The sequence below is a fragment of the Rhizobium sp. R711 genome, from assembly GCF_002211365.1.
In the GTDB taxonomy this organism is placed as follows: Bacteria; Pseudomonadota; Alphaproteobacteria; order Rhizobiales; family Rhizobiaceae; genus Rhizobium.
In genome coordinates this window covers 929,390-952,035 of sequence record NZ_LOKZ01000001.1, presented here as the reverse complement: position 1 = coordinate 952,035, position 22,646 = coordinate 929,390, and the positions used below count along the sequence as shown (strand labels likewise).

Annotated in this window: 19 protein-coding genes; 15 read left to right on the top strand and 4 right to left on the bottom strand. The window is 60.8% G+C overall.

Annotated features, from left to right (window positions below):
• Window positions 1-206: 206 nt before the first annotated feature.
• Window positions 207-1,118 (bottom strand): GntR family transcriptional regulator, encoded by a 912-nt coding sequence (locus ATY80_RS04610; RefSeq protein ID WP_088691249.1) that lies wholly within the window; start codon window positions 1,116-1,118, stop codon window positions 207-209.
• Window positions 1,119-1,357: 239 nt separating this feature from the next.
• Between ATY80_RS04610 and ATY80_RS04605 the strand changes: the two genes are divergently transcribed.
• The 7 genes from ATY80_RS04605 to ATY80_RS04575 all read left to right on the top strand — a co-directional run bounded on the left by ATY80_RS04605 (window position 1,358) and on the right by ATY80_RS04575 (window position 9,318).
• A complete protein-coding gene (locus tag ATY80_RS04605) occupies window positions 1,358-2,860 on the top strand; it encodes an altronate dehydratase family protein (RefSeq protein WP_088691496.1) in 1,503 nt (500 codons plus the stop codon).
• 34 nt (window positions 2,861-2,894) lie between these two features.
• Entirely contained in the window at window positions 2,895-3,914 is a 1,020-nt protein-coding gene (locus tag ATY80_RS04600) for an aldo/keto reductase (RefSeq protein WP_088691248.1), read from the top strand.
• A 9-nt stretch (window positions 3,915-3,923) separates the two neighbouring features.
• Entirely contained in the window at window positions 3,924-4,370 is a 447-nt protein-coding gene (locus ATY80_RS04595; RefSeq protein ID WP_088691247.1) for an RbsD/FucU domain-containing protein, read from the top strand.
• A 205-nt stretch (window positions 4,371-4,575) separates the two neighbouring features.
• A complete protein-coding gene (locus ATY80_RS04590; RefSeq protein ID WP_088691246.1) occupies window positions 4,576-5,562 on the top strand; it encodes an ABC transporter substrate-binding protein in 987 nt (328 codons plus the stop codon).
• 120 nt (window positions 5,563-5,682) lie between these two features.
• Window positions 5,683-7,233 carry a sugar ABC transporter ATP-binding protein gene (locus ATY80_RS04585; RefSeq protein ID WP_088691245.1) on the top strand — a complete coding sequence of 517 codons (1,551 nt, stop codon included), beginning with the start codon at window positions 5,683-5,685 and terminating at the stop codon, window positions 7,231-7,233.
• Between the two features lie 24 nt (window positions 7,234-7,257).
• Window positions 7,258-8,232, top strand: a complete 975-nt coding sequence (locus ATY80_RS04580) for an ABC transporter permease (protein WP_088691244.1) — start codon at window positions 7,258-7,260, stop codon at window positions 8,230-8,232.
• A gap of 66 nt (window positions 8,233-8,298) precedes the next feature.
• Entirely contained in the window at window positions 8,299-9,318 is a 1,020-nt protein-coding gene (locus tag ATY80_RS04575) for a zinc-binding alcohol dehydrogenase family protein (protein ID WP_088691243.1), read from the top strand.
• Here the strand turns inward: ATY80_RS04575 and ATY80_RS04570 are convergent.
• Both ATY80_RS04570 and ATY80_RS04565 read right to left on the bottom strand, forming a co-directional pair.
• On the bottom strand, window positions 9,315-10,037 hold the full coding sequence (locus ATY80_RS04570; RefSeq protein ID WP_088691242.1) for a copper homeostasis protein CutC: 723 nt from the start codon (window positions 10,035-10,037) through the stop codon (window positions 9,315-9,317). The genes ATY80_RS04575 and ATY80_RS04570 overlap by 4 nt on opposite strands.
• Before the next feature lie 30 nt (window positions 10,038-10,067).
• Window positions 10,068-11,261: a LysR family transcriptional regulator gene (locus ATY80_RS04565; RefSeq protein WP_088691241.1), complete on the bottom strand. Its 1,194-nt coding sequence runs from the start codon at window positions 11,259-11,261 to the stop codon at window positions 10,068-10,070.
• Between the two features lie 422 nt (window positions 11,262-11,683).
• On the opposite strand from ATY80_RS04565, the gene ATY80_RS04555 reads away from it, so the two are divergent.
• The 6 genes from ATY80_RS04555 to ATY80_RS04530 all read left to right on the top strand — a co-directional run bounded on the left by ATY80_RS04555 (window position 11,684) and on the right by ATY80_RS04530 (window position 18,414).
• Complete coding sequence (locus ATY80_RS04555; protein ID WP_088691239.1) at window positions 11,684-12,592, top strand: ABC transporter substrate-binding protein; 909 nt, start codon at window positions 11,684-11,686, stop codon at window positions 12,590-12,592.
• 65 nt (window positions 12,593-12,657) lie between these two features.
• Window positions 12,658-13,824 (top strand): ABC transporter permease, encoded by a 1,167-nt coding sequence (locus tag ATY80_RS04550; RefSeq protein WP_088691238.1) that lies wholly within the window; start codon window positions 12,658-12,660, stop codon window positions 13,822-13,824.
• A complete protein-coding gene (locus ATY80_RS04545; protein WP_088691237.1) occupies window positions 13,821-14,765 on the top strand; it encodes an ABC transporter ATP-binding protein in 945 nt (314 codons plus the stop codon). Before ATY80_RS04550 ends, ATY80_RS04545 begins: the two co-directional genes overlap by 4 nt.
• Window positions 14,762-15,511, top strand: coding sequence for an ABC transporter permease (locus ATY80_RS04540; protein WP_088691236.1), 750 nt, complete (start codon window positions 14,762-14,764; stop codon window positions 15,509-15,511). The genes ATY80_RS04545 and ATY80_RS04540 overlap by 4 nt, the downstream gene beginning before the upstream one ends.
• 47 nt (window positions 15,512-15,558) lie before the next feature.
• A complete protein-coding gene (locus ATY80_RS04535) occupies window positions 15,559-15,954 on the top strand; it encodes a VOC family protein (RefSeq protein WP_088691235.1) in 396 nt (131 codons plus the stop codon).
• 9 nt (window positions 15,955-15,963) lie between these two features.
• Window positions 15,964-18,414, top strand: a complete 2,451-nt coding sequence (locus ATY80_RS04530) for a glycoside hydrolase family 2 protein (RefSeq protein WP_088691234.1) — start codon at window positions 15,964-15,966, stop codon at window positions 18,412-18,414.
• Between the two features lie 121 nt (window positions 18,415-18,535).
• Here ATY80_RS04530 and ATY80_RS04525 read toward each other — a convergent pair whose 3' ends face one another.
• A complete protein-coding gene (locus tag ATY80_RS04525; protein WP_088691233.1) occupies window positions 18,536-18,928 on the bottom strand; it encodes a PRC-barrel domain-containing protein in 393 nt (130 codons plus the stop codon).
• Window positions 18,929-19,175: 247 nt separating this feature from the next.
• Here ATY80_RS04525 and ATY80_RS04520 point away from each other — a divergent pair, with 247 nt between their 5' ends.
• Together ATY80_RS04520 and pgi are read left to right on the top strand one after the other, a co-directional pair.
• A complete protein-coding gene (locus tag ATY80_RS04520; RefSeq protein WP_088691495.1) occupies window positions 19,176-20,876 on the top strand; it encodes a long-chain fatty acid--CoA ligase in 1,701 nt (566 codons plus the stop codon).
• 139 nt (window positions 20,877-21,015) lie between these two features.
• Complete coding sequence (gene pgi / locus ATY80_RS04515) at window positions 21,016-22,641, top strand: glucose-6-phosphate isomerase (RefSeq protein WP_088691232.1); 1,626 nt, start codon at window positions 21,016-21,018, stop codon at window positions 22,639-22,641.
• Window positions 22,642-22,646: the final 5 nt, after the last annotated feature.

Here is a 22,646-nt window from a genome sequence, read left to right as displayed (position 1 = left end):
GGTTTCGACGCGATGAAGAACTTCGTTTAATTGTGGGCGGTCAATAGACGATGTGTCTCATGGCCGCGGAGGGCGGGTTTCATCACTGGCGGGAGCCTCTCTCCACCCCCCAAGCAGCCGCGAACTTCCCCCCTCTTCCTCTTTGCGACAGGCGACCACCCTCGCGGATAAGACTGAACCCGGCCTCGATCGGGCTTCTTTCGCGGTCACTCCTGCGCCCGGACCTCATCGGAGGGCGTCAGCGGAATCGATTGCAGCAGCGTCTGCCGAGCCGAGCGCAGATGCAGGCGGCAGGCGACATCGATCGCTGCCTGATCACGTGATTCCAGTGCGGCGATATAGTCCAGATGTTCGTGGATCGCGCGTTCGTTGCGCTCGCGGGCGAAAGCCTTGTTCCACTGGTAATGATAGTGAAAGATGATCGCGATCGCGTCGTAGAAGTCGGCAATGAAGCGGTTCTTCGAAGCTGCGTGGATGAGCAGGTGGAAGCGTTCGTCGAGGGTGGAGAACTCCTTGTAGCGCGTATCGAGGTCGCGCAGCATGGCCTGATGATCCGCCTTGATGTCCGACAGCGCGCGCCACGCGTCGCTCTCAGGCGGAAGCTTGCCGAATTCCGCCGCCGAATGCAGCTCGAACATCTCGCGCACGTCTGCGAGTTCAAGTGCAAAATCGCGTGTGAAGCCCTTGAGAATCCAGTGGCTGTTCGGGCGCTTCTCGATCAGGCCGAACCGCGAAAAGCGGATCAGGAACTCGCGAACACTGGTCGTGCCGGTGCCGATTTCGCGGGCGAGTTCCAGTTCGTTGATCTGCATGCCTGGTGCGGCATCATCCGAAAGAATACGCTGCATAAAGCTGCGCTCGATGATGTCGTGCAGCGAATCCGTCTCTTCCGTGGGGAAAAAATCGGCTTCCGTCGGCTGCCGAAGGACGACCTTTTGGCGCTTGTTCCAGCGAATGATGCCGGCATCGCTGAGCCTTGTCAGGATGGCGCGCGCAGTGCTGCGGCTGATGCCGAGCTGAGCTGCGATCTCCGGCTCCGACGGCAATGCTGCATCCGCCCGTAAAGCGGCGGCATAGCGGTTGTAGGCTTCCTTGAAGACTGTGTTCTGCCTTGCCATACGCACCCCGCCCTCTTGCTCTGGCAACACGGATCGGCTGGCCGCACAGGCGCGGCGCCAAGCGTGGCAGAAGCTTATCTCTCAGCAATCCTTATCTTATTTTGGATCGCATGCGGCTGTTTGCCTCCCTCGTCCACAGGATCAATAATCCCGTTGACTTGAAAATGTTTATTGTAGATAAAAAACAAAATCAATGAGCATTCGCCGACGCAGCGAGTGTTTCCCTAGGGAGAAGAATGTTGACCAAAGACCCTTGGATCATCTTGTCTGCCGGCGACAACGTTGCGGTCGCAACGGCGGCGATCCCCTCCGGCGCGACGGTCGCCGGCATCCAGACACGCGAGAAGATCGACCCCGGCCACAAGATCGCCCTCACCGACATTCCGCTTGGCCAGCCCGTCGTCAAATACGGGCAGGCAATCGGACGCACGACAGCGGACGTAAAGGCCGGCGACCATATTCACAGCCACAACCTGCACTTCGAGAACGATCGTCTTGCGGCAACCGCCAACTCGGCGCCGGAAGAAGCAACTACCGCGGACAGAGCGCGCACGTTCATGGGCTATCGCCGCGCCGACGGCCGCTCGGCGACGCGTAACTACATCGGCATCATTGCCAGCGTGAACTGTTCCACCACGGTCTGTCGGGCGATCGCCGACGAGGCCAACCGGACGATCCTGCCGCATTTCGACGGCATCGACGGTTTCGTGCCAATCGTCCACGACCAGGGCTGTGGCATGAGTTCCACCGGCGACGGCATGGCGGTCCTCCACCGGACGCTTGCGGGCTATACGCGGCATGTGAATTTTGGCGGCGTGCTGATGATCGGGCTCGGCTGCGAAGTCAACCAGCTCACCCTCTACGGCCAGAGCGGCGCCGGCAACTCCAAGCGCCATTTCAACATCCAGGATGCCGGCGGCTCGCGTCGCGCCGTTGAGCGCGCCATGGGTATGCTGCGCGAGATTGCCCAGGATGTCGGCAAGGAAAAGCGGGTGGCGCTGCCGATCGGGGACATCATCATCGGCCTGCAGTGCGGCGGCTCGGACGGCTTTTCCGGCATCACCGCCAATCCGGCTCTTGGCGTTGCCGCCGATCTTCTGGCGGCTGCCGGCGGCACGGCAATCCTCTCCGAAACCTCGGAGATCTACGGTGCTGAGCACCTGCTGCGCAGCCGCGCCGTCAACGACGAGGTTGCCAGGAAGCTCGACGACAAGATCGCCTGGTGGGAGAAGTACGTGGCGATGCACGGCGCATCGCTCGATAACAACCCGTCGCCGGGCAACAAGCGCGGCGGCTTGACGACCATTCTCGAAAAATCATTGGGCGCCGTCGCCAAGGGTGGTCGTTCGCCCTTGACCGCTGTCTACGGCTACGCCGAGCGGGTCACTGAGCCCGGTCTCGTCTTCATGGATACTCCCGGCTATGACCCAGTCTCCGCAACCGGTCAGGTGGCCGGCGGCGCGAACATGATCGCCTTCACCACCGGCCGCGGCAGCTGCTTCGGCTGCCGTCCGGCGCCTTCGATCAAGCTTTCCAGCAATTCTGCTCTCTATGCCTCGATGGAAGAGGACATGGATATCGACTGCGGTACGATCGCCACGGGCGACGCCACGATCAGCGCCAAGGGCCGCGAGATCTTCAACCTGATCATCGACACGGCATCGGGCAAGAAGACGAAGAGCGAAGAATTCGGCTACGGCGACAATGAGTTCGTGCCGTGGCATCTGGGCGCGACGCTCTAAATCACATGCATATCAAGTCTTCCGAGGAGGAATGATGAAGACGAGGAGGATCGGCCAGACGGAGCTTGAGGTCACCGAAGTTAGCTTCGGTGGCGCGGCACTCGGCGGCCTGTATCGGACCTGCCCGCGCGAGCAGGCCATGGAGACGCTGGAGGCTGCATGGGACAGCGGCATTCGCTACTTCGATGTCGCACCATGGTATGGCCTTGGCCTTGCCGAGCGTCGCTTTGGCGATTTCCTGCGTGACAAGCCGGAAAAGGAGTGGGTGCTTTCGACCAAGGTTGGCCGGCTGCTACGCCCAGTGCCAACGGGAACGGTTCCCGACTACAGCTACGTCGATCCGCTCTCTTTCGATGCGGACTACGACTATTCCTACGATGGGATCATGCGCTCGGTGGAGTTCAGCTATGCCCGTCTCGGACTGAACCGGATCGATATTCTCTATGTCCACGATCTCGGCGGCTACACTCATGGCGCGGCGAAAAACGCCGTCCTTCAGAAGCAGTTCCTGGATAACGGCATCAAGGCGCTCGAACAACTGAAGTCCTCCGGCGCGATCAAGGCCTTCGGGCTCGGCGTCAACGAGGTTCCGGTCTGCCTCGATGTGATGCGCAATGCCGACATCGATTGCATCCTGATGGCCGGGCGTTACACCTTGCTCGACCGGTCGGCGGAAGCAGAGCTTCTGCCGCTCTGCCGGAAGAAGGGAACATCACTCGTCGTCGGCGGCGTCTTCAATTCCGGCATCCTGGCAACAGGACCTGTGGCCGGCTCGCACTTCGACTACATGCCGGCAACAGAGGAGGTACTCGCCAAGGTCGCGAGCATGGAGAGGATCGCCGTCAAGCATGGCGTGCCGTTGGCCGCCCCGGCGCTGCAGTTTCCGCTTCGCGATCCGCTTGTCTCGTCCGTACTGATCGGCACGGCAAAGGCTTCCAGCCTCAAGCGCAATATGGAACTCTTCGAGCCCGCCTTGCCGGGCTCGATCTTCCCCGAATTCGACGCTCTGACGCTCGTCGCGCCGCCGCTCGGCGAAGATGCCGTGCGTGTTTAAGGATCGACCATGCTGAGAGGTATTCACCCCATCCTCAATCCCGACCTGCTGCGCGCGATCGCTCGCATGGGACACGGCGACGACATCGTGATTGCCGACGCCAACTTCCCTTCGAGCACGATGGGGCCGGACGTCATCCGCGCCGACGGCGTCAGCGCGACCGATATGGCCGAGGCAATCCTGACGCATTTTCCACTCGATACCTTCGTGCAGGAAACGGCCTGGCGCATGGAGGTGGTCGGCGATCCGACCGCCGTGCCCGACGTCTGCGCCGAATTTCAGGAAATCGTCTCGAGGCGCGCTGGCGACTTCAAGATCGCCTCTCTGGAGCGGTTCACCTTTTATGAGCGTGCCCGCACGGCCGCCTACATCGTGGCGACGACAGAATTCCGGCTATACGGTAACTTGATTTTGAAGAAAGGTGTCGTTCACCCGCATGAAATCTATCGCGGCTGACGGAACTTTAGGTCAGGGTTGAACATCTGTAAAAACAACTACTTGCGATAGACAAAGAAACGACAATGGAGCCTGCGAAGCTACTTGCAATTTGACTTTGGCTCGGCTAGCTTCTGATGAAACTGTTTTTTATCGATAAAAATCGTCCGCACGCGTTCAGCGGTACGGTTTGCTTGGAGGAGAACGCACTTTGGAGGAGAACCGCATGCGCATGAAATCCATTCTCTCCCGCCGAGCCTTCACGGCTCTTGCGGGCGCCGCTGTCATCGCCACCGCAATGCCGGTGACGTCGTTCGCGGCTGATGTGACGATCCCGATCATCGTCAAGGACACGACGTCCTTCTACTGGCAGATCGTTTTGGCCGGTGCCCGCAAGGCTGGCAAGGATCTCGGCGTCAACGTGCCGGAACTCGGTGCACAGGCCGAATCCGACGTTAACGGCCAGATCAGCATTCTTGAGAACGCCGTCGCCGGCAAGCCGGCTGCAATCGTCATCTCGCCGACTGAATTCAAGGCCCTTGGCAAGCCGATTGATGAAGCCGCCAAGTCCGTTCCGATCATCGGCATCGACTCGGCTGCCGATTCCAAGGCATTCAAGTCGTTCCTGACGACCGACAACGTTCAGGGCGGCCGCATTGCAGCCGACGGCCTTGCCGCAGCCATCAAGGAAATGACCGGCAAGGAAGAAGGCGAAGTCGTCATCCTCACCAACCTGCCTGGCGTCGGCTCGCTCGAGCAGCGCCGCGAAGGTTTCCTCGACCAGGTGAAGACGAAGCATCCCGGCCTCAAGGTCATCGCCGACAAGTACGGTGACGGCCAGGCAACGACCGGTCTCAACATGATGACCGACCTGATCACCGCCAATCCGAACCTTGTAGGCGTCTTCGCCTCGAACCTCATCCTCGGACAGGGCGTCGGCCAGGCGATCGCGGAAAACAAGCTCGGCGACAAGATCAAGGTCATCGCCTTCGACAGCGACGACAAGACGGTCGGCTTCCTCAAGGACGGCTCTCTTGCTGGTCTCGTTGTTCAGGATCCCTACCGCATGGGCTATGACGGCGTGAAGACGGCGCTTGCCGTCTCCAAGGGCGAGAAGGTCGAAGAGAAGGTCGATACCGGCGCCAACCTGGTCACCAAGGCCAACATGAGCGATCCGAAGATCGACGCTCTGCTGAACCCCAAGGTCAAGTAATCATCTGACGATGGCCGCGCGGGAGAATCTCCGCGCGGCCTTTCTGTCACCTGTGTTATCGTTCGCAGAGCGCCGACGGCGGGTGGGAGATGGCAGGCAATTCGCGAGGAGGAGACGCCCATGAGCCTGGAAGAGGTCAGTCATCGACACGATGATAGCGCCACGCTGACGGAGGCAAACCGCATTCCGGCGGGCACACCGATCCTCGAACTCAAGGGATTGCAGAAGAATTACGGCTACGTCCAGGCGCTAAAGCCGGCGACGATGACGTTCCTGGCGGGTGAGATCCACGCGATTGTCGGTGAGAACGGCGCCGGCAAGTCGACGCTGATCAAGCTGCTGACGGGCGTTATCACCAGAACGGCCGGCGAGATACTCTGGTGCGGCCACCCAGTCGCGCTAGCAACGCCCAATGAGGCAATCGCCCGCGGCATCAACGCCGTCCATCAGGAAGTTGTCCTTTGTCCACATCTGACGGTGGCGGCCAACCTCTTTCTCGGCGACGAGGTCAATCAATACGGTCTGATGCGCAAGCGCGAGATGGAGAAGATGGCGCAGGCCGTCCTCGACGATCTCGGCTTCGGACTGCCCGCCGGCGTACCGCTCGCCGACCTGACAATCGGTCAGCAGCAGCTTGTTGCGACGGCACGCGCCGCAATGCGCGGCACCCAGTTTCTGATTTTCGATGAACCGACCGCTTACCTGACCCGCCAGGAATCCGCGCAGCTTTTCAAGCTGATCCGCCGTCTGCAGGGCGAAGGCGTGACGATCGTCTACATCAGCCACCGCATGGAAGAGGTGTTCGAGCTCGCGGATCGCGTTTCGGTGCTGCGTGACGGTACGCATGTCGGCACGCGCACGATCGGCGAGACGAACGAGGCCGAGTTGATCGCCCTGATGATCAACCGCTCAATCGAGCAGATTTATCACAAGGAAGAAATCCCGATCGGAGACACCATCCTCGACGTGCGCGGGCTTTCCGGACCGGGCTTCGAGGATATCTCGCTCTCGGTCAAGGCTGGGCAGATCGTCGGCCTCTATGGCTTGATCGGCGCCGGACGCAGCGAATTCGCGCTTGGCCTCTTCGGCCGGGAAAAGACGACGTCCGGTGAAATCCACTGGATGGGCAAGAAGGTTGATATCAAGGACGAACGTGCCGCGATGGAACTCGGCATCGCGCTTGCGCCGGAGAGCCGTCGCGACCAGGGTCTTTGCCTCAATCTGCCGATCGGGCTCAACATCAATCTTCCGGTCTTCAAGCGGCTGAGCAAGGGTCCCGTCATCAGCCACTCCGAGGAAACGCAGAATGCCGACCAGCAGATCCGTGACCTCGCGATCAAGACGCCCAGCCGGCGCGTTCTGGTTTCGGCCATGTCCGGCGGCAATCAACAGAAAGTCGTCATCGGCAAGTGGCTGAGCTATGGCGCGCGGCTCTTCATCTTCGACGAGCCGACCGTGGGCGTCGATGTTGGCACCAAGGCGGAAATCTACCGGCTGTTCGCCAAGCTTCTGAAACAGGGGGCCGGAATCATCCTGATCTCCTCCTATCTGCCTGAAGTTTATGAACTTGCCGACAGGCTGCACGTATTCCGCCGCGGCCAGCTTGTGGCGAGCCACGACTTCCACGCAGCAACGCATGAAGAAGTGCTGAGCGAAGCGATCGGCGTCTAAAAGAACAAGAGGGAGAGAAAACCAATGACCGCAACCCCCACCGAGATCGCCGCACCGCCCCCGCGCCGGAAAGTGAACATCCTCTTCGGCCTGACCCTTATCGGTCTGCTGGCTTTCCTTTGGATCGTTCTCGGATTCGTCACCGCCAGCTTCTGGACGCCGCTGAATATCTCCAACCTCTTGCGCCAAGGCGCGATGACGGCGATTTTGGCTCTTGGCCAGACCTTCGTGATCATCACAGCCGGCATCGACCTTTCGGTGGGAGCAATTGTCGGCTTCACCAGCGTTATCCTTGCCTGGCTGCTGCAGGCAGGCGTGCCGGTCTGGGCATCCATCCTGATAACGCTGCTGATCGGCGTTGGCATCGGCGTGTTCCATGGCTTCGGCATCGTCAAAATGGGGCTGCCGCCCTTCATCATCACGCTCGCGACGCTGACGTCGCTCCGCGGTATCGGGCTCTTGATCACCAACGGCTCGACTATCAACATCGTCAACGAGCCCTTCACGAACTTTGCCCGCGCCGACTTTCTCGGCGTGCCGAGCCTGTTCTGGATGGTCATTCTCGTCGCGGTCCCGTCCTATGTCTTCCTGCACCTGAGCCGCTGGGGGCGCTACCTCTTCGCTGTCGGTTCGAACCGCGAAGCGGCGCGCCTCTCAGGCGTCCGGGTGAACGGCATCATCTATCTCGCCTACATTCTTTCCGCGACCTTTGCTGCCTTTGTCGGCGTTCTGCTTGCCTCACGTATCGCGATTGGCAACGCCACGCAGGCCGACGGATGGGAACTGCAGGCGATCGCCTCCTCGGTAATCGGTGGCACCAGCCTGTTCGGCGCCGTCGGTTCGGTCCAGGGGCCGCTCATCGGCGCCTTCATTCTGGCGACGATCAACAACGGCGCGAACCTGCTTAACGTCAATTCGTTCTGGCAGCGTATCATCACCGGCCTGCTGATCATCGTGATTGTCTACTTCGACCAGCTGCGCCGCCGCCGCAATCCGTAAGCTGCCAGCGACATATGGAGCCGGCCCCAAGGCCGGCTTCTTCCATTTCAGGAATGCGAGACAATTATGAAAGCAGTGCTCTGCCAAGAACCCGGTGTCCTCGAACTCGTGGAACGCCCTTCCCCCGGCACGCCTAACACCGGCTGGGTACGGCTTGCGGTCAGCCATGTCGGAATCTGCGGCACGGACTACCACATCTTCGAGGGCAAGCATCCGTTCCTCGAATATCCGCGTGTGATGGGGCACGAGATCTCGGCAACGGTTCTGGAAGCAGGTGACGGTGTTGCCATGGCGGTCGGCACGCCCGTCATCGTCAATCCGTATCTTTCGTGTGGCAGCTGTGTTGCGTGCCGCCAGGGCAAACCGAATTGCTGCACCGATATCAAGGTGCTGGGCGTCCATACGGATGGAGCGTTCTGCGACGAGATCAGCGTCCCCGTAGGCAATCTCTACGCTGCAAAGGGCGTGAGCCTGGAGGCTGCGGCCACCACCGAGTTCCTCGCAATCGGCGCCCATGCGGTTCGCCGTTCCATGGCGCCGGCCGGATCACGCTCACTCGTTATCGGCGCCGGTCCAATCGGGCTGGGCGCGGCGATCTTTTCGCGGATTGCCGGGCATGAGGTCACATTGCTAGACACCAGTCAGGAACGACTGCAGATGGCCGCCGATCGGTTTGGTTTCTCCTCGGGCATCGTTGCCGGCGAAGGCGCCTCCGAAGCTGTCAAGGCGAAGACCGACCGCGATGGTTTCGATGTCGTCTTCGATGCCACCGGCTATGGCCCGTCGATGGAGAAGGCTTTCAGCTTCGTCGCCCATGGCGGCGCGCTGGTCCTGGTCAGCGTCGTCAAGGACGACATCCGTTTCTCCGATCCGGAGTTTCATAAGCGCGAAATGATGGTGATCGGCAGCCGCAATGCGACGCGCGTGGATTTCGAGCATGTCGCGGATTCGATCGCCAGAGGGCTCGTGCCCGTCGAGCAATTGATCACCCACCGCACGACGCTCGCCGACGCGCCGCGAGACCTGGCACGCTGGGCTCACGAAAAGAGCGGCCTGATCAAGGCGGTCATCGAGGTCAGCGCCTAAAGCGCGTCGATCGCCGCGCGCATTTGACGGACGACGTCGGCATCCGTCCGGTTGGTCGTCGGTGCTTCGAAGCCGAAGGCAACCGCCCGTGGATCGATGCTGTCGATCCGTGAGCTGCAGGAGGCGTGAACCTCTCTTGCGCCTGTAGCCCTCAGTATCTCGCCCACGTTGCCGGGACGCACGCCGCTGCCGGGCATGGTCGAGATGCGGCCGGCCGCCTTGCGGGAGAGACGGCCCAGCGTCTCCAAACCGTCGATCGCTTTCGGCACACAGCCGGACGTCAGAATGCGCTCGCAGCCAAGCTCGATCGCCTGTTCCAGCGCTGCATCGGCATCAGGGACGAGATCGAAGGCGCGGTGAAGGGTCGATCCAAGGCCCTCGGCGCGCGCCTTTAACCGACTGATCAGCGGTACGTCCAGCGCACCATCCAAACGATTGCCACCGATGACAACCCCGGCGAGCCCAAAAGCGCGCGCGGCATCGATATCGGCCATCATCGCCTCTTCGTCAGCCTCATCGAATACGAAGGGGCCCGCGTGCGGCCGGATCATCGCATAGACAGGAATAGGCGCGGCAGCCGCAGCCTTCATCAGGCCAGCAACCGGCGTCAGTCCGCCGAGCTCTAGAGCCGAGCAGAGCTCGATCCGGTTGGCACCGCCGGCGATCGCGGCCGCAAGGCCCTGTGGGCTGTCCACACATACTTCCAGCAAAACACTCACGTTCGAATCTCCCTGTCCGCCGCTGTCTCTTTAAGCGAAGGCGCTCTCTTGCGCGACGGGCCTGGCAATTATTTTGGCAACGGCATCGATGATCATGGCGCTTGCGTCAGCCGAGGCTTTCCGATGGTTGAAGGCAACGTGATAGGACATCGGAATATACTCATCGAGCTCGACGATCCGAACCTTATCGGCAATAGGCATGGCGCTGACGCGGCCAAGAAACGAGATGTAGCCGTGATTGGCCACAAGGTCGACGATGACAGGCAGCGAGTCAGCCGCCGTGATATCCTGGTTCCGGTAGCGGCGATTGTTGGCGCGCTCATGACTCAGCGCCATCGTGGCGTGTCCGAGGCCGGTTCGGGAACTCGGCGTGCAGATCGCGTGACTTTCGACAAGTTCGGTTACGGTCCGCTCGCGGCTCTGCAGTGGTGCGATAAGAACCATGTTCGTCTGCAGCAATTCACGGTGCCTGAAACGCTCGAGCCCGAAGACGGAGTCGAGAATTGCAACATCAATGCGGCCAGCCTTGAGGGCTTCGCGCAAATCATCCGCCGTCATCAACACCAGCGAGATCGCGTTTTTGCTGCGGCTGGCATTCCACTCGGCGACCAGCGTCCCAAGGCATCGCGCCACCCAGCTTTCTGATCCTGTTGGAATGATCGAACCGATGCGTAGCGACCGCGCCGTGCGCTGATAGCGTTCGTCTGCGGATGCCTTCAGGTCATTCCATCCCTGGGTGATGGCCTGGAAGATGGCATAGATTTCACTCCCCCGGTCGGTCAGCGCGGAGCCCTGAGCTTGCCGCTCGAACAGTCGATAACCCACCGCCTTCTCCAACGTCGCGATCTGGAGCGAAAGCTGTGGCTGACCAAGCTTTAGCCGCCGTGCCGCCCGGTTGATGCTGCCCTGGTCCGCGACTTCGAGAAATCGCTCCATCGTGGCGATCTTGAACGGCAGGCGCGATGGTCTGTCGCTTCCCATCCATTCCGCCAATGTCTCGGCCGACCGCACGATCGGCAGGAGCTTTTCACGGACGTCGTCGCTGGCAAGCAGCGTCGCGAGCTCGCCGGAACTACGCTCTGTCAGCTTCAGTGCCAGCTCGGTTTCAAGATTGCGGACTGCCGTCGAAACCGTCGATGCCGCAAGTGAAAGGGCGCGTGCCGTCTCCCTCACCGAGCCTGATGACAGCACCCGACTAGCAACAAACAACGTGCCGAGTTGCAACCGCGTTCTCCGTAACAATATGAAAAATCGAACGATATGACGTGTTCGCTAAAAAAGATATCCCTGCCGCGAAATCGGAAGGCTATCGTTTCTTGTCAAGAACAAAACCGGGCGTGGCAGTAGAACCACGGAAAGAGCACCGGACATCTGCGGAAACGCGCAAGGGAACAAAAACAAATCGCGACGGCGATGGAAAAGGAAATGCATTTTCGCGCAAGCGTTTGTGTTCACCTCCATAATCACGCCGCGACCGCAAAACTGGAGAGGCCTGCATCGATTTTTCGAACGCGAACGCTATTTCCATCACGCACGTATTTCCGGGATGATCGCAGCAACGCTGCTTTCGCCGGTGGTTTCATACGTTGGGGGCCTCCGCCAGGGTCTTCCGCGCAGTCAAACGGTGTAAATCAAGGGGACAATCCATGCTGAAGAAATTCGCTCTTGCCGTTTCGCTTTCCGCTTTTGCGGCAGGCGCGGCCCACGCCGCAGACGTCGTGGTTTCATCGAAGATCGATACGGAAGGCACGCTGCTCGGCAACGTGATCGTGCTGGCGCTCAATGCAAACGGCATCAAGACGCAGGACCGCGTTGCGCTCGGCACGACGCCGGTTCTTCGCAAGGCGATCACCGCCGGCGAAATCGACATCTATCCGGAATACACTGGCAATGCCGGATTCTTCTTCAACAAGGCCGATGACGCCGCCTGGAAGAACCTCCAGCAGGGCTACGATCTCGCCAAGAAGCTCGACTACGATGCCAACAAGATCGTCTGGCTGACGCCATCGCCGGCCAACAACACCTGGGCGCTTGCCGTGCGCAATGATGTCGCCGGCCCGAACAAGCTGAAGACCATGTCGGATTTCGGCAAGTGGGTCGCCGGTGGCGGCGCTGCGAAGCTCGTGGCTTCGGCCGAATTCATCAACTCGGCCGGCGCGCTTCCGGCATTCCAGACGACCTATGGCTTCACGCTGAAGCCGGACCAGGAAATCGTCCTTTCCGGCGGTGATACAGCCGCGACCATCAAGGCCGCCGCCGATCAGACAAACGGCGCCAACACGGCCATGGTCTATGGCACTGACGGTGCGATCCAAGCCGCGGAACTGACCGTTCTCGAGGACGACAAGAACGTCCAGCAGGTCTATGCGCCGACCGCGATCATCCGCGAGGAAGTGCTGAAGGCGAACCCGAAGATCGAGGTCGTGCTCGCACCGATCTTCAAGAGCCTGACCGCCGATGAGCTGCGCAAGCTGAACGGCAAGATCCAGGTCGATGGCGAACCGGCGAAGTCCGTTGCCGAGGGCTACCTGAAGGAAAAGGGCTTCCTGAAGTAGCCTCGTTGCCAGATGCTCCGGCTGCGCGGGCGGAGCATCCTTTGTGACCGGACAGGGATGGATCGATGGAAGAAACCTTAGCGGTCCGTAAGCTGGACCGGCTCGGCGTGGTGCTGGTGACGGCCGGCATTGTCGCAATTGCGCTCCTGCCTTTCATCTACGTGAAGGCAAACCGTATCGCAGCCGGAAAACCGATGCTGCTAACGCAGCTGCTCAATCAACCCTCCGCCATCATCCTGACAATTCTCCTTATCGTCACGGCTGTGGCCGTTCTGTTTCTGCAGAACGCGTTGTTGCGGCTGGTGATTTCGACCCTCTGTTTTGCAGCCCTGCTGGCGACCATTGGTTTTGCGGCCTCGGCCTTCACGCCACCCAACAGCAATGCCGCGCGCATGACGCCGGGCGGTGGGTTCTGGGTCTTGTTTGCCGTGATCGGGCTCATCGTCTCGGATGCGCTTGTGAAAATCGAGCTTACGCCGTGGATGCGCATTGCGGCACTTGTCGTCTACACCGGACTGCTCGGCATCTTCCTTGCATCCGGACTGCTCGACGATCTCTCGATCATGAAGGAATTCGCGACCCGATCCGCTCAGTTCTGGACGGAAGCGCTCGCCCATTTGCTGCTAGCGTTCGGCTCGCTGGCGATCGCCATCGTCATTGGCCTGCCACTCGGCATCCTGTGCTTCTGGGTGCCAAAGTTGCGGGCGGTCGTCCTGCAGGGCCTCAGCCTCATCCAGACGATCCCGAGCCTGGCGCTTTTCGGCATCCTGATGCTGCCGCTCGGCTATCTCGCGACCCATGTTCCAGCCGCTGCCTCGATCGGTATTCGCGGCATCGGGGCGGCACCCGCATTGATCGCCCTCATCCTCTATTCGCTGCTGCCGATCGTCGCCAACACGGTTGTCGGGCTCCAGGGGGTTGATCCCTCAGTACGCGACGCCGCGGCGGGGATGGGCTTGACGCGTCGCCAGATCCTCACGCGCATCGACCTGCCGCTGGCCTTTCCCGTCATTCTCACCGGCATTCGGATCGTCCTCGTGCAGGCGATCGGCCTGGTGACGGTGGCAGCACTGATCGGCGGTGGCGGATTCGGCATCTTCATCTTCCAGGGGCTTGGTCAGACAGCCATGGACCTCGTTCTGCTCGGCGCCGTGCCGACCGTCTTCTTCGCCTTCTCTTCGGCCGTCATCCTCGATGCGGTCATCGACAGCATACGGGGATCCGCCGCATGAGCATGATCGAAATCAGGAACGTCACCAAACGCTACGGCACAGCGACCGTCGTCGACAATGTCTCGATGGATGTCGAGAAGGGCTCGATCACCGTCGTTGTCGGCACCTCGGGCTCGGGCAAATCGACGCTGATGCGGATGATCAACCGTCTCGTGCCGATCACGTCGGGTGAGATCTTTGTCGGTGGCCAGAACATCATGGACGTGCCGGTTACGGAACTGCGCCGCAAGATCGGCTATGCGATTCAGGGGCATGGCCTTTTCCCCCACCGGACCGTTGCGCAGAACATCGCGACGGTGCCACAGCTTCTCGGTTGGGACACGGCGAAAATCAATGGCCGCGTCGAGGAACTGCTCGGCCTGTTCAACCTGGACCCGGCGACCTTTGCCGAGAAATATCCGCATCAACTTTCTGGCGGTCAGCAGCAGCGCGTCGGCGTGGCGCGGGCACTAGCGGCGGAACCGGAACTGCTGCTGATGGATGAGCCGTTCGGGGCGCTCGATCCGGTCATCCGCGGCAAGGCGCAGGACGATCTGCTGGCGATCCAGAAGCAGTTCGGCACGACCGTCGTCCTCGTCACGCACGACATGGACGAAGCATTCCACCTCGGCAACCAGATCGCGGTGATGAGCGCCGGCAAGCTGCTGCAATGCTCGACGCCGGAGAAGATCCTGACCGAGCCGGCCAACCCCTTCGTGCAGCAACTGACCGGCACCTCCGACCGGGCGCTGAAGCTGATGTCGTTGCTGCCGCTGAAGGAGAGCATGGAGCCAGCAAAGTCAGGCCTGACTTACGCATTGCCGCTGACGCTCAGCCTGCGCGACGCGCTGGCTGAAATGATCTGGCAAGGGGTGGGAGAAGCCGCCGTTCAGGACGCCAGCAAGGTACCGGTCGGCTCGATCTCGATGACGCGGCTGCTTCAACTGGGCCGCAAGGCATGAAGCTCGTCTCCGCGAACCTTTTCCGCGTTGCCGCGTTGGTGCTGCTTTTGATCCTCTTGTTCAGAACGGAGTGGCTGTCCTTCCTGCTCGTACCGTTGACGAGCAACAATGCGCCAGCCGTCTACACCCAGAACAGCCTTCCGCAGCTTGCCGCCTCGCATCTCTTCCTTGTGGCGATCTCCATCGTCGGCAGCGCCGTTCTTGCGATCCTCGGCGGCATTTTCGTTACCCGCAAGAGCGGCGAAGACTTCCTGCCTTTGTCCCGGGCGATCGCCAATGCCGGCCAGACGTTCCCGCCGGTGGCGGTGCTCGCGCTTGCCGTGCCGGCAACCGGCTTCGGCGCCGGACCGACATTGATCGCCCTCTTCCTCTATGGCCTGCTGCCGATTTTCGAGAACACCGTTTCCGGACTCAAGCAGGTCTCTCCCTCCGTGCTCGATGCCGCCGACGGCATGGGCATGAATGGTACGCAGCGGCTGTTTCAGGTGGAACTGCCGCTTGCCCTGCCGCTGATCCTCGAGGGATTGAAGGTTGCGACCGTCATCAACATTGGCACGGCAACGATCGGCTCGACAGTGGCGGCCAAGGGTCTCGGCGAAGTCATCATTGCCGGGCTGATTTCGGACAACACCGCCTTCATCCTGCAGGGCGGCCTGATTGTCGGCCTGATGGCGGTGTTGATCTATGATGCGATGGGGCTGATCGAAAACGCCATCACTGAAAGAATTGGCTTGCGCCCGGCATGAGGCGACGGCTACCAAGGCTGCCGTGATATCGGCAATGGGAGGCAGCCTTGGCCAAGATGATTCACTCCATGATCCGCGTTCTCGACGAGGCGCGATCGGTCGAGTTCTACGGCAAGGTCTTCGGCCTCAATGTTGCCGATCGCATCGACTTCGACACCTTCACCCTGATCTATATGAGCAATGACGAGACCGGCTTCGAACTGGAGCTGACCGTCAACAAGGGTCGTACCGAGCCCTACGATCTTGGCAATGGCTATGGGCATCTGGCCCTCTCCGTCCAGGAAGTGGAGGTCGAGCACAAGCGCCTGACGGAGGCCGGCCTGAACCCCGGCAAGATCGTCGAGCTCAATCGCGACGGCAAGCTGCTGGCTCTGTTCTTCTTCATCACCGATCCCGACGGCTACAAGATCGAAGTCCTGCAGCGTCACGGCCGTTATCTCTAAGAGTCTCTCATGATCGAAAAGACCGAACTGAACCGGGGCTGGATGCTCTCCTGCAACGTTACAGGTCGACGCGACCTGCCGGCCGAAATTCCAGCACATGTCCCAGGCTGCGTGCATCTCGACTTGCTCGCCAACCGGCTGATCCCGGATCCCTATCTCGACGTCAACGAGATCACCAACGACTGGATCGGCAAGGAAGACTGGACATATCGCTGCAGCTTCGATGCATCGCCGGACGCCGGCAAAGTCCACGAGCTGGTGTTCGAGGGCCTCGATACGGTCGCGACGATCGTACTGAACGGCGAGGAACTCGGCCGCACCTTCAACATGCACCGCATCTATCGCTTCGACGTGTCGAAGCGGCTGAAGCAAGATGCGAACGAGCTCGTCGTGACCTTCCGCTCCGCTTATGCCTACGGTGCCGAGATGGAGGCGCATTACGGCTATCGGCCGAACAACTATCCCGGCCCAGGCAACCTGATGCGCAAGATGGCCTGCAACTTCGGCTGGGACTGGGGTCCGACGCTGGTGACGTCGGGGATCTGGAAGCCGGTACGGCTGGAAAGCTGGCAGCGGGCGCGGCTTGCGGAAACGCGGGTTTCGCCGACACTTGCAGGCGGCGACGGGCGTGTGACGGTTCGCGCTAGCGTCGAGCGCCACGACGGCGTTCCGGCAAAGCTCGTCGCAACTATTGCCGGTGTCAGCCATGTGGCCGAGTTTCCGGAAGGAACTGACGAGGTCGAGTTCCAACTGACTGTTCCGACGCCGCAGATCTGGTGGCCGCATCATCTTGGCGCACAACCGCTCTATCCGATACAGATCGAATTGCGGGATGGCGTAAGCGATGACTTACTCGATAGCTACTCGAAGCAGATCGGCTTCCGCTCCGTCAGGCTCTATACCTCACCCGACGAACACGGCTCCGCCTTCACCTTCGTCATCAACGACGTGCCGCTCTTCCTCTGCGGCGCGAACTGGATTCCGGACGACTGCTTTCCGTCGCGGGTGTCGGCAGAGCGCTATATCTCGCGGATCGAGGAAGCGAAGGCGGCGAACATCAATCTGCTGCGCGTCTGGGGTGGCGGCATCTTCGAGCGCGACGAGTTCTACGAGGCCTGCGACCGCGCCGGGATGCTCGTCTGGCAGGACTTCCTGTTCGCCTGCGCCTCCTATCCGGAAGAAGAGCCGTTGCGAAGTGAGGTCGAGGCCGAGGTGCGCGACAATGTCGTGCGACTGATGCCGCATCCGTCGCTGATCGTCTGGAGTGGCAACAACGAGAATATCTGGGGCTTCAACGAATGGGGCTGGCGGCCGATCATCAAGGAGGGCGTCAGCTGGGGGCTCGGCTACTATCTCGATGTTCTGCCGAAGCTCTGCTCCGAACTCGACCCGGATCGGCCGTACTATCCCGGCAGCCCCTATTCCGGGACGATGGAGATCGAGCCGAACGCCGATGAACACGGCTGCAAACACATCTGGGACGTCTGGAACGATGTCGGCTACGAGGTCTATCGCAACTACATCCCGCGCTTCTGCTCGGAATTCGGCTGGCAGGCGCCTCCGAATTGGGCGACGATCGAGGAAAGCGTGCATGACACGCCGCTGACGCCCGTTTCGAACGGGGTGTTCCATCATCAGAAGGCGACGCAGGGCAATGACAAGCTGATCCGCGGCCTTGCCGGGCATCTGCCGGTGCCGCAGACGATGGACGATTGGCATTTCGCCACGCAGCTGAACCAGGCGCGCGCTATCCGCTTCGCGATCGAGCACATGCGCTCGCACCGAGATGTCTGCAAGGGCGCCGTCGTCTGGCAGTTCAACGACTGCTGGCCGGTGACGTCCTGGGCGGCACTCGACTCGGCGGGACGGCGCAAACCACTCTGGTATGCGATGCAACAGGCATTCGATCCGAGGCTGCTGACAATCCAGCCGCGCAATGGCGGGCTGGCAGCCGTCGCTGTCAACGAGCGCACGCTGTTCTGGCGGGCGAAGATATCGGGCAAGCGCCTGCGGCTTGACGGAACGGTGCTTGCAGAATTCGAGTTCTGGCGGCTGCTCTGCGACCGCTTCGAGGCGAAGGAGTTTCCGCTACCGGCGGATATCGCAGCGCCGGACGATGCCGGCGACGAGCTCATCGTCGTGCAGATGCTCGACCGGCGCGCGTTCCACTATTTTGTCGAGGACATCGATCTGAAGCTTCCGGCACCCCAGGCATCGATCGAGCTTAGCGCCACGACGGATGGATATGCGGTGAAGGTGACGGCAGAGACCCTGCTGAAGGACCTTTGCCTGATGGCCGACCGGCTCGATCCTGATGCCGTCGTTGATTCCATGCTGGTAACGCTGCTTCCAGGGGAAAGTCACGTCTTCGCGCTACGGACCGCAAAAGCGTTGTCGGTAGGCGACATCAGCATGGGCAGCGTGCTGCGCTCGGCCAACGATCTCGTCGCCAGAAACTGAAAAGGCCCCGTCCGCGACGGGGCCTATCCAGGTCGTTTTACCACGCCGAAGCACAAGGAAGAAACGCTTGCGGCGCAGCGCATATGCGCGCGATCAAAGAACCGCGCGCATGCGGACGACGTTACATCCAGTAGGGAGGCACGCCGTAGTAATCATACACTCGGCGGCCATTATCGTTGTACCAGCTGTCGTCATCATCCGCGTAGCTCGGAGCGCCTTCGATCTGTTCCTTCGTCAGGTCGATGCGGTACCCGTCAAGCTGGGTATCGTAAGTCAGCTTTTCCCACGGCAGCGGATAGTGATCGTGTCCAATGCCCATGAAGCCACCGAAGCTGAGCACGGCGTAGGCAACGCGGCCATCCTGCTTGCCAAGAATCAATCGTTCGATCGAGCCGATGTGCTTGCCATCGGCTCCATAGACGCGGGTTCCTTCCACGCGGTCGCTGGCAATCAGTGTCGGTGTATCCTTCACATTGGGGTCACGGCGGGTTTCGTCAGCGTCCTGATGCAGCATGGTGCACCTCCTTTTGTTTCCTCGTGGTTGGTCCACATGTCGAGAACGCTGCCTCGAACTCGATGTTCCCAATTTAGTCACGACAACTGGCTTCGCACGATTATTGACGTTTACGTTAAGGTTAGTGTAACGCTATTCTCGGCTTGAACCATTCAGGCGATGACATAAGCTGCTGCGTTGGAAGATGGAGGATCGTCCAATCGGCTCGCCGGTTGGACCGGCCGGCAGCGACAGGGAGAGAGACAAGATGAACAGCATTTCCGTCCACCCAGGCGGTGCGAAGCCCGAAAAGCCCTGGCTTGCGACCTATCCCAACAGCGTGCCGCCAGAGCTTCCGCCACTGGAATACGAATCGCTTGCGGAACTGCTCGAGAAATCCTGTGCGCGCTATGCCAATCGCATTGCCTTCTCCAGCCTGGGCAAGACGCTGACCTACGGCGAGCTTGAGGGCCAGACCCGCAAGATTGCGGCCTGGCTGCAGAGCATCGGCCTTGAGAAGGGTGACCGCGTTGCCGTCATGATGCCGAACGTGCTGCAAAATCCGGTCGCCGTTTATGGCATCCTGCGCGCCGGCTTCGTGGTCGTGAATGTCAATCCGCTCTACACGCCCCGCGAGTTAGAATATCAACTGCGCGACTCCGGTGCCAAGGCCATTTTCGTTCTGGAAAATTTCGCGCGGACCGTCGAACAGGTGCTTGTCAAGACCGACGTGCGCCATGTCGTCGTCACGTCGCTCGGCGAGATGCTGGGCGCCAAGGGGCTGATCGTCAATCTGCTCGTGCGCAAGGTGAAGAAGCTCGTTCCCTCGTGGTCGATCCCGAAGCACAAGACTTTCAAGCAGGTTCTGGGCGAAGGCGCAGGCAAGGCACTGAAACCCGCAAACCTCAAGGGCGACGACATCGCCTTCCTACAATACACTGGTGGCACGACGGGCATCGCCAAGGGTGCCATCCTGACGCACAAGAACCTTTTGTCCAACAAGCTGCAGCTGGAACTCTGGCTGCAATCTGCCTTCGACAGGAAGCCGCGCCCGGAGGTTCTGAACTTCCTTTGTGCCCTGCCGCTCTATCATATCTTCGCGCTCACGGTGAATTCGCTGATGGGCATGTCGCTCGGCGCGCACAACATCCTCATTGCCAACCCGCGCGATATTCCGGCCCTCGTCAAGGAATTCGGCAAGGTCAAGGTCCACATCTTCCCGGGCCTCAATACGCTCTTTAACGCGTTGCTGAACAATGCCGATTTCGCCAAGATCGACTTCTCCTCCATGGTGATGTCGCTTGGCGGCGGCATGGCGGTGCAGCGACCTGTCGCCGAGCGCTGGATGAAGATCACCGGCTCCCACATCACCGAAGGCTATGGTCTCTCGGAGACCTCGCCAGTGGCGACGGCAAATCGCTTCGACTCTGCGGAGTTCACCGGCTCGATTGGCTTGCCGATCCCATCCACTGAACTTGACATTCGCGACGAGGACGGCAATTCGCTTGCGCTTGGCGAGATCGGCGAGATCTGCATCCGTGGTCCGCAGGTGATGGCCGGCTACTGGAACAAGCCGGAGGAGACCGCCCGCGTGATGACGCCGGATGGCTATTTCCGCAGTGGCGACATGGGCTTCATGGATGCGCGCGGCTACACCAAGATCGTCGACCGGAAGAAGGACATGATCCTCGTGTCCGGCTTCAACGTCTATCCGAACGAGATCGAGGAAGTGGCGGCGATGCATCCGGGCATTCTCGAGGCCGCAGCTGTCGGCATTGCCGACGGACACTCCGGCGAGGCCGTCAAGCTTTTCGTGGTACGCAAGGACTCAGCGCTGACAGAGGCCGACGTGAAGGCGCATTGCGCCGCAAACCTCACCAATTACAAACGTCCGCGTTTCGTGGAATTCCGCACCGAATTGCCGAAGACGCCAGTCGGGAAAATCCTGCGCAAGGATCTCCGCGGCTGAGTTTGACGGTTGCGTGAAATTATGAGCCATCCGTTTTGCGCGGGTGGCTTTTTTGCATCTCGAGAGGTCGCCGAACTTGATTTGCGCCCTACAAAGCGAATAGTTTCCGCGACCCTCTCGCCCTGCAAAGGAGCCTCCCATGAATGCCATCGTCGAACAATTGAAGAGCACTGCGGCCGCCACCAAGGCAACCGACCTGCGCGCCGCCTTTGCCGCCGATCCGCAGCGTTTCTCGCGCTTCAGCGTGTCGCTTGACGACCTCCTGATGGACTATTCCAAGACGGCGGTTAACGACGAGATCCTGGCTCTCCTGGTCAAGCTCGCGGAAACGGGCGGCGTCGAAGCCAAGCGTGACGAGATGTTCGCCGGCAAGGCGATCAACTTCACCGAAAACCGTGCCGTTCTGCACACGGCGCTGCGCAACCGCTCGAATATACCGGTGCTGGTTGACGGCAAAGATGTCATGCCCGATGTCAACGCCGTGCTTGCCGCCATGGGCAAATTCGCCGACGGCATCCGTTCCGGCAGCCTCAAGGGGGCGACCGGCAAGGCGATCACCGACGTCATCAACATCGGCATCGGCGGCTCCGACCTCGGCCCCGTCATGGCAACGCTGGCGTTGGCGCCCTTCCACGACGGCCCGCGCGCACACTTCGTCTCCAACATCGACGGCGCCCATATCGCCGATACGCTGAAGCTCGTTCAGCCTGAGACGACGCTCTTCATCGTCGCCTCCAAGACCTTCACGACGGTGGAGACGATGACGAATGCGCAGACGGCGCGCAAGTTCATTGCCGACGCGCTCGGCGAGGCCGCCGTCCAGCATCATTTCGCCGCCGTTTCGACCGCGCTCGACAAGGTCGCGGCCTTCGGCATCGGGAGCGAACGCGTCTTCGGCTTCTGGGATTGGGTCGGTGGCCGCTATTCGCTCTGGTCGGCGATCGGCCTGCCGATCATGATCGCGATCGGACCGGAGAATTTCATCAAATTTCTCGAGGGCGCCCATGCCGTCGACAATCACTTCCGCACGGCCCCGATCACCAAGAACCTCCCAATGCTCCTCGGCCTGATCGGCTTCTATCATCGCAATGTACTCGGCTATCCGACCCGTGCGATCCTGCCCTACGACCAGCGACTGTCGCGTTTCCCGGCCTATCTGCAGCAGCTCGACATGGAATCGAACGGCAAGGGCGTGACGATCGACGGCACGCCTGTCGAGGGCAATTCCGGTCCTGTCGTCTGGGGCGAACCGGGCACCAACGGCCAGCACGCCTTCTACCAGTTGATCCACCAGGGCACGAGCATCATTCCGGCCGAATTCATGATCGCTGCCAATGCCTTCGAGGCGCAACTGCGCCATCAGCACGAGCTTCTGATATCGAATGTGCTCGCGCAGTCCGAAGCGCTGATGAAGGGCCGTACTTTCGAAGAGGCAAAGAAGCAGCTGACCGACAAGGGCATGGACGACGGACAAGCCGATTTCATCGCACCGCACCGCGTTTTCACCGGCAATCGCCCCTCGATCACCTTCGTCTACGACAAGCTGACGCCCTATGCGCTCGGTCGCCTGATCGCGCTCTATGAGCACCGCGTTTTCGTTGAAGGCGTGCTGTTCCGCATCAACTCTTTCGACCAGTGGGGCGTCGAGCTCGGCAAGGAATTGGCGACCGGCCTGCTGCCCGTCGTCGAAGGCAAGGAAAGCGCTGCGGGCCACGATTCTTCGACGCAGGGTCTGGTGGCGGCGCTGGCGAAGCTCGCGAAATAACATCG